This window comes from Pseudomonas sp. TR47, from assembly GCF_044143025.1.
Classification (GTDB): Bacteria; Pseudomonadota; Gammaproteobacteria; order Pseudomonadales; family Pseudomonadaceae; genus Aquipseudomonas; species Aquipseudomonas putida_E.
The window spans coordinates 157,351-164,259 of the sequence record NZ_JBHFCS010000013.1 but is presented as its reverse complement, the minus strand read 5'-3'; the positions used below and the strand labels follow the sequence as shown (position 1 = coordinate 164,259).

The 6,909-nt window shown below is 63.3% G+C and carries 8 protein-coding genes; 2 read left to right on the top strand and 6 right to left on the bottom strand.

Annotation, left to right across the window (positions count from 1 at the left end; all coding sequences use genetic code 11):
• Nucleotides 1–80: 80 nt before the first annotated feature.
• The 5 genes from ACEWE8_RS15690 to choX all read right to left on the bottom strand — a co-directional run bounded on the left by ACEWE8_RS15690 (nucleotide 81) and on the right by choX (nucleotide 4,054).
• Nucleotides 81–338, bottom strand: a complete 258-nt coding sequence (locus ACEWE8_RS15690) for a hypothetical protein (RefSeq protein WP_039604371.1) — start codon at nucleotides 336–338, stop codon at nucleotides 81–83.
• A gap of 254 nt (nucleotides 339–592) precedes the next feature.
• Nucleotides 593–1,066 (bottom strand): thioesterase family protein, encoded by a 474-nt coding sequence (locus tag ACEWE8_RS15685; RefSeq protein ID WP_115273095.1) that lies wholly within the window; start codon nucleotides 1,064–1,066, stop codon nucleotides 593–595.
• A gap of 10 nt (nucleotides 1,067–1,076) precedes the next feature.
• Entirely contained in the window at nucleotides 1,077–2,042 is a 966-nt protein-coding gene (locus ACEWE8_RS15680) for an L-carnitine dehydrogenase (protein ID WP_046787500.1), read from the bottom strand.
• 16 nt (nucleotides 2,043–2,058) lie between these two features.
• Complete coding sequence (locus tag ACEWE8_RS15675) at nucleotides 2,059–2,943, bottom strand: 3-keto-5-aminohexanoate cleavage protein (protein WP_046787501.1); 885 nt, start codon at nucleotides 2,941–2,943, stop codon at nucleotides 2,059–2,061.
• Nucleotides 2,944–3,109: 166 nt separating this feature from the next.
• Complete coding sequence (gene choX / locus ACEWE8_RS15670; protein WP_046787502.1) at nucleotides 3,110–4,054, bottom strand: choline ABC transporter substrate-binding protein; 945 nt, start codon at nucleotides 4,052–4,054, stop codon at nucleotides 3,110–3,112.
• A 146-nt stretch (nucleotides 4,055–4,200) separates the two neighbouring features.
• Between choX and ACEWE8_RS15665 the strand changes: the two genes are divergently transcribed.
• Nucleotides 4,201–5,145, top strand: coding sequence for a GlxA family transcriptional regulator (locus tag ACEWE8_RS15665; protein WP_046787503.1), 945 nt, complete (start codon nucleotides 4,201–4,203; stop codon nucleotides 5,143–5,145).
• 57 nt (nucleotides 5,146–5,202) lie between these two features.
• Here ACEWE8_RS15665 and ACEWE8_RS15660 read toward each other — a convergent pair whose 3' ends face one another.
• Entirely contained in the window at nucleotides 5,203–5,604 is a 402-nt protein-coding gene (locus ACEWE8_RS15660; RefSeq protein WP_046787504.1) for a lysozyme inhibitor LprI family protein, read from the bottom strand.
• Nucleotides 5,605–5,889: 285 nt separating this feature from the next.
• On the opposite strand from ACEWE8_RS15660, the gene ACEWE8_RS15655 reads away from it, so the two are divergent.
• Complete coding sequence (locus ACEWE8_RS15655) at nucleotides 5,890–6,867, top strand: dipeptidase (protein WP_003257506.1); 978 nt, start codon at nucleotides 5,890–5,892, stop codon at nucleotides 6,865–6,867.
• The last annotated feature ends 42 nt before the right edge of the window (nucleotides 6,868–6,909 follow it).

Sequence of the window (6,909 nt, the reverse complement as noted above, 5' to 3'; positions counted from 1 at the left end):
GTTCCACACCGCTCTCGGGCTTGGTGGTGAATCTGTGGGAGCCGGCTTGCCGGCGATGAGGCCAGTACAGAAATACGCGATCAGGCGCGCTTGTTGAAACTTGCAAGCGCTGGCAGCAACTGCTTGTCGATCGCCTGGCGCACCGCCGGCAGAATCGTCGCACTGCCTGTGTACATTTGCTCGACCATGCCCTTGAGCGCCCGCGCGTTAGGCTCGGTCAGCCCACGCACCACCGCCTCGCAGGCCTGCTCGGCACTGGCCCCGGCAGGGATGTCGAACCCGCGCGCGCGCAGTTGGCCGGCGAGGTCGTCCTGATCAATCAAATCCGCATGCATCATGGCTGTTGTCCCTTTTATCGCGAAAAGAGTGCTGCTGTGATTTACGATCGATTCTGTGTCGCCAGCGACACGGCCGCAACCACAGAATGCCGGCATGACTGCTTTGGCTAAGAACAGGTCGTTCCCGGCTAATTCCCAGTGCCGGGAAGATCGCACACTGGCCTCATTCACGGTACCGCAGGGTTTGGTCACCCTCACACATGCACAGTGGATGTTGCTCGCTCTTGGCCCCGCTGGCTCACGGCTTTGCGGGGTTATTTTTTGGGCAGGCCAATCACACGTCCCACATAGGCTGGCGCTGGAAGATGACGCTGTTCATCCACCAGGCCCTGCAGCAATGCCATGCTGCCCTCGCTGAACGGCGCCGCCTTCGGCCCTGCCAGGTCCACATGCAGCAGCATCTGCTCGCTGGCCGCCAGCGCTTCGTCGAACCCTGCGCGGTGCAGGCTGTGGTAAACGTGCAGGCGCTTCTTGTCGAACCCGATGATCTGCGTCTGCACCCACACATCAGTGCCAAGCTTCACTTCATGCAAATAGTTGATGTGCGCCTCCAGGGTGAACAGCGAATGCCCACTCTGCCCACGGCTATCGGCATCCAGGCCGATGCGCTCCATCAGCGCATCGGTGGCGTAGCTGAAGATCAGCAGGTAATAGGCATCGCGCAGGTGGCCGTTGTAGTCGACCCAGTCCTCCTGGACTGGGGTGCGGTAGGTGATCAGTGCGGGCATCGTGGTCTCCTCAGTCGCTGAACGACATGCCGTGGCTGGCCTTGCTGGTCCTCACCGCTTCCAGCACCGCCAGCAGGGTGTCATCACGATAGCGCTCCAGCGCGGCGATGCTGCGTTCGCCCAGTTGCTCGGCGGTGCCGTCCACCACATCGTCGATCAGCTTGTCGGTAAGCTCCGGTGCCGGCAGGTAGGTCCAGGGCAGTTTCAGCGCCGGGCCGAACTGCGACATGAAGTGGCGCATGCCGGCATCGCCACCGGCCAGGGTGTAGGTCAGGAACGTGCCCATGAACGACCAGCGCAGGCCAGCGCCGAAGCGGATGGCATCATCGATTTCGCCAGTAGTAGCCACACCGTCGTTGACCAGGTGCAGCGCCTCGCGCCACAGCGCTTCGAGCAGGCGGTCGGCGATGAAGCCGGGGACTTCCTTGCGCACGTGTAGCGGGCGCATGCCGAGCGCGGTGTAGATGGTTTTTGCGGCGTCGATCGCCTCAGGCGAAGTATGGTTACCGCCGACGATTTCCACCAATGGCAGCAGGTAGACCGGGTTGAACGGGTGGCCGACCACGCAGCGTTCGGGGTGAGTGGAGGCCTCATAGAACTCGCTGGGCAACAGCCCCGAGGTACTGGAGCCGATGATCGCGTTCGGCTTGGCCGCGGCGCTGATCTTTGCATGCAGGTCGAGCTTGAGGTCCAGGCGTTCGGGTGCGCTTTCCTGGATGAAGTCGGCGTCACGCACACACGCCTCGATGGTGTTGACGAAGGTCAGGCGCTCCTGTGCTGCGCCAGGGGCCAGGCCTTGTTTTTCAAGCGCCGGCCAGGCGTTGGCGACACGCTTGCGCAGGGCCTGCTCGGCGCCGGGTGCCGGGTCCCAGGCGACCACATCCAGGCCATGGGCCAGCGCGCGGGCAACCCAGCCGCTGCCGATCACGCCGCTACCCAGGGCGGCGAAGGTCTTGATCTCGGTGATGAAAGGCATATCGGACTCCGGGGTATCAGCGGCGTTTGAGGTTCATTTTTTCCCGGCCTTCTGCCGGGGTGAGGATGCGCCCACCCATGCGGGTGATGATTTCGCTCGCGCGCTCTACCAGTTGGCCATTGCTGGCCAACACGCCTTTGTCCAGGTACAGGTTGTCCTCAAGGCCCACCCGTACGTTGCCGCCCAGCAGCACCGCCTGTGCCGCCATGGGCATCTGCATGCGGCCGATACCGAAGCCGGCCCAGGTGACGTCGGCAGGCAGGTTGTCGACCATCGCTTTCATGGTGGTGGTGTCGGCCGGTGCGCCCCACGGTATGCCCAGGCACAGCTGGAACAGCGGGTCATGCAGCAGGCCTTCCTTGATCATCTGCTTGGCGAACCACAGGTGGCCGGTGTCGAAGATTTCCAGTTCGGCTTTCACGCCCAGTTCGGTGATGCGTTTGGCGCCGGCGCGCAATTGCGCCGGTGTGGAGACGTAGATGGCGTTGCCGTCGCCGAAGTTGAGGGTGCCGCAATCGAGCGTGCAGATTTCCGGCAGCAGTGCTTCGATGTGGGCCAGGCGCTCCAGCGGGCCGATCAGGTCGGTGCCCGGGCCAAATTCCATGGGCGACTCGCCCGGGCCGATTTCCAGGTCGCCGCCCATGCCGGCGGTGAGGTTGACGATGATGTCCACGTCGGCTTCGCGGATGCGTTCCATGACCTCGCGGTACAGGTTCACGTCGCGGCTGAAACGGCCGGTTTGCGGGTCGCGGACGTGGCAGTGGACCACGGTGGCGCCGGCTTTGGCGGCCTCTACGGCGGACTCGGCGATCTGCTTGGGGGTGACCGGGACCAGGTGGCTCTTGGCGACCGTGTCGCCGGCGCCGGTGAGGGCGCAGGTGATGATGACGTCGTGGTTCATGGTGGTTCCTTGTCAGGGTTGTGGTGGCCCAATCGGCGTAGGAGCGGCCTTGTGTCGCGAAGGGGGCGCATAGCGGCCCTTGGGTTTGTGCAGCGCGCACAGATCCTGGGGCCGCGTTGCGGCCCTTTCGCGACGCAAGGCCGCTCCTACAGGCGATGGGGCCCTGTCAGTTGGCGGTGAGCTTGAGGTTGTCCGCTGCAGGCTTGCCATCGAAGGTGGTTACCCCTTCAAGCCAGCGCGCCTTGTCCTCGGGGTGGTCCTTGAGCCACTGGCGGGCCGACTCCAGCGCGTCCTTGTGGTCGAGCAGCGGCTGCATCATGCGGCTCTCGTCTTCGGCGCTGAATTTCAGGTTGGCCAGCAGGCGATGCGCGTTGGGGCAGCGTTGGGCGTAGTCCGGTGCGGTGACGGTCCACACCGTGGCGCGGCCTTCGTCAGGGCCCAGGGCATCCTGGCTGTCACCCAGGTAGACCATGTCGATGTTCACGTTCATCGGGTGCGGCGCCCAGCCGAAGAACACCACGGCCTGCTTGCGGCGTACGGCGCGGTCGACTGCGGCGAGCATGCCGGCCTCGCTGGACTCGACCAGCTGGAACTTGCCCAGGCCGAACTGGTTCTTGGCGATCATCGCCTTGATCTGGGTGTTGGCGCCGGACCCGGGCTCGATGCCGTAGATCTTGCCGCCCAGCTCTTTCTCGAACTTGTGGATATCTGCGAAGCTCTTCAGGCCTTTGTCGGCCAGGTACTTGGGTACGGCCAAGGTGGCCCGGGCATCTTCCAGGCTGGGTGCGTCGAGCACCTTGACCTGCTGGGCATCGATGAACGGCGTGATGGTCTGGGTCATGATCGGGTTCCAGTAACCCAGGAACATGTCCAGGCGCTTGTCGCGGATGCCGGCAAAGATGATCTGCTGCGAGGCGCTGGTCTGTTTGGTCTGGTAACCCAGGCCGTCGAGCAACACTTGCGCCATGGCGCTGGTGGCGATGACGTCGGTCCAGTTGACCACGCCAAGGCGTACGTTCTTGCAGGCCGCAGGTTCTGCGGCGAAAAGCGGTGTGGCAACGATGCTGCTCAGGGCAAGTGACAACAGGCTGCGGCGGATCAAGCTGTGCATGGTGGCTCTCCATCGGCAGTGCATATTGTTATTGAGGGCGGCCTCTGCGGACCGTGTGAATACGCTACGCTGGCGCCAGGGTGGAAAATCGCACCCTGGCGACCAACACTTGCACGGAAGCGACCACCTGTGACGTGGAGCAAGCAATGCCGCAACTGATCCATTTCCTGCTGCTGCCGGGGTTCTCGGCCATGGGCTTCATCAGTGCCCTGGAGCCGCTGCGCGTGGCCAACCGGTTCAAGGCGCCGTCGTACCGCTGGCGGGTGCTGAGCCTGGATGGCGGCGCGGTGGAGGCCAGTAATGGCATGTCGGTGAATGCCGATGGCGCGCTGGGAGAAGGAGAGGCGGGCGCAATACTGTTGATCGTCGCCGGCTTCGATCCGCTGGCCAGCTACGGCCCTGCGTTGCAGCAGGCGTTGCGCCGCCTCGATCACGAAGGGGTCATCCTTGGCGGGATCGACACTGGCCCCGTGGTGCTGGCCGAGGCGGGCTTGCTCGACGGCCATCGCGCCACCCTGCACTGGGAAGCGCTGGACGCCTTCAAGGAGCGCTACCCACGCTTGCAGGCGACCCAGGAGCTGTTCGAGATCGACCGTCGGCGCATCACCTGCGCCGGGGGCACGGCTTCTATCGACCTGATGCTCGACCTGATCGCCCAGGCCCACGGCAGCGAGCTGGCGGTGCAGGTATCGGAGCAGTTCGTGCTCGGGCGTATCCGCCCGCGCCAGGACCACCAGCGCATGCAGATTGCCAGCCGCTATGGCATCAGCAACAAGAAGCTGGTGAAGGTGATTGGCGAGATGGAGCGCAACACCGAGCAGCCGCTCAATACGCAGGTGCTGGCCGATGCGGTGCAGGTGACCCGGCGGCAGCTGGAGCGGCTGTTCCGCCTGCACCTGGATGACACACCAAGCGGCTTTTATCTGCGCCTGCGGCTGGACAAGGCACGGCAGTTGTTGCGCCAGACTGAGATGAGTGTGCTGGAGGTGGCGGTGGCGTGTGGGTTCGAGTCGGCGTCGTATTTCACCCGCTGCTACCGGGCGCGGTACGAACGCTGCCCCCGGGAGGATCGGTTGGCCAGAACGGTGTGAAGATCCGTGCCCGGGCGCTGGCCGCTCCTACATGGGGATTGAGTTGCAAGTCGATGTTTACTGCTGCCCTATGGACTGCAGGTATTCCGAGCGGTCATCACTGCGCTGCGCCACGCAGTTATTCCATGCGGCTTCAAACGCCTTGCTGCCAGGCTGCTCGGCGTAAGTCTCGACCTTGCAATCGGCATCACGCAGCTGCGTCCAGAGCTTTTCAGCGGCTTCCATGCGCCCGCTGAGCGCGTTGGCCTTGTCCGCTTCGTCGGCATACTGGTCGCCAATACGTTGGATCAGGTCATCGTAAGCCGATTTCAGCTCACGCTCGGCGGTCTGCTTGTTGAATGCCGCGCAGGCGAACATCTGCTGGTCGGTCTCGACATTGTCGCAAGGCGTGCTTTCTTCCTCACCGGCCTGGGCCCCGCTCATGATGGCCAGCAGCACCAGCCATGCCATTGATTTCATCCGTTTCTCCTCAACAGGCTGTCGAATCGCCAAGATTCTCGCTCAGCTGCAGAGTTGGCGATAGCTCCCCAGGCAAATGTTCATGCAACGGCCGCAAAGGGTCGTTATCGAGACTGTCTCGCATCCCCGAACGGCATGCCAGACGCGGTCATGTCGCGCATTGACGCTTTCGGCAAACCCCCTGTCGTTTTTGCATCGGGGCGCCCTTGGGCACAGGCATATGCTGGCCCCAAAGCGCCGGCACAACGTTCGGCACGAACCCACTCAATAAAAGGGGACAGCCTGATGAGCCCAGCCGAGCTTCACGCCGACAGCATCGTCATCGACGGTTTGATCATCGCTAAGTGGAACCGCGAACTGTTCGAGGACATGCGCAAAGGCGGGCTGACCGCAGCCAACTGCACGGTGTCGGTCTGGGAAGGCTTCAAGGCCACCGTCGACAACATCGCTGCCAGCCAGAAGCTGATCCGCGACAACAGCGACCTGGTGATGCCAGTGCGCACTACCGCCGACATCCGCAAGGCCAAGGAACTGGGCAAGACCGGTATCCTCTTCGGCTTCCAGAATGCTCACGCCTTCGAAGACCAGATTGCCTACGTGGATGTGTTCAAGCAGCTGGGCGTGGGCATCGTGCAGATGTGCTACAACACCCAGAACCTGGTCGGCACAGGCTGCTACGAGCGTGATGGCGGGCTGTCCGGTTTCGGCCGCGAGATCGTCGCCGAGATGAACCGCGTGGGCATCATGTGCGACCTGTCCCACGTTGGCTCCAAGACCTCCGAAGAGGTCATCCTGGAGTCGAAAAAACCGGTCTGCTACTCCCACTGCCTGCCCTCGGGCCTCAAAGAACACCCGCGCAACAAGTCGGATGAAGAGCTGAAGTTCATCGCCGACCATGGCGGCTTCGTCGGCGTGACCATGTTCGCGCCGTTCCTGGCCAAGGGCATCGACTCCACCATCGACGACTACGCCGAAGCCATCGAGTACACCATGAACATCGTCGGTGAAGACGCCATCGGCATCGGCACCGACTTCACCCAGGGCCACGGCCAGGACTTCTTCGAGTACCTGACCCACGACAAGGGTTACGCCCGTCGCCTGACCAATTTCGGCAAGATCATCAACCCGCTGGGCATCCGCACCGTCGGCGAGTTCCCCAACCTCACCGAGACCTTGCTCAAGCGCGGCCATTCCGAGCGTGTGGTGCGCAAGATCATGGGCGAGAACTGGGTAAACGTTCTCAAGGACGTCTGGGGCGAGTAAGCCGCTCTCCAAGCCTTAAGGCCCCGGCCAGCAACGTCGGGG

Excerpts from the sequence above, each read along its gene's own strand:
- ACEWE8_RS15665 (WP_046787503.1), top strand. The coding sequence starts at position 4,201 with ATGCCGCAACTGATCCATTTCCTGCTGCTGCCGGGGTTCTCGGCCATG.
- ACEWE8_RS15685 (WP_115273095.1), bottom strand. The coding sequence starts at position 1,066 with ATGCCCGCACTGATCACCTACCGCACCCCAGTCCAGGAGGACTGGGTC.
- choX (WP_046787502.1), bottom strand. The coding sequence starts at position 4,054 with ATGCACAGCTTGATCCGCCGCAGCCTGTTGTCACTTGCCCTGAGCAGC.
- ACEWE8_RS15675 (WP_046787501.1), bottom strand. The coding sequence starts at position 2,943 with ATGAACCACGACGTCATCATCACCTGCGCCCTCACCGGCGCCGGCGAC.
- ACEWE8_RS15655 (WP_003257506.1), top strand. The coding sequence starts at position 5,890 with ATGAGCCCAGCCGAGCTTCACGCCGACAGCATCGTCATCGACGGTTTG.
- ACEWE8_RS15660 (WP_046787504.1), bottom strand. The coding sequence starts at position 5,604 with ATGAAATCAATGGCATGGCTGGTGCTGCTGGCCATCATGAGCGGGGCC.
- ACEWE8_RS15680 (WP_046787500.1), bottom strand. The coding sequence starts at position 2,042 with ATGCCTTTCATCACCGAGATCAAGACCTTCGCCGCCCTGGGTAGCGGC.
- ACEWE8_RS15690 (WP_039604371.1), bottom strand. The coding sequence starts at position 338 with ATGATGCATGCGGATTTGATTGATCAGGACGACCTCGCCGGCCAACTG.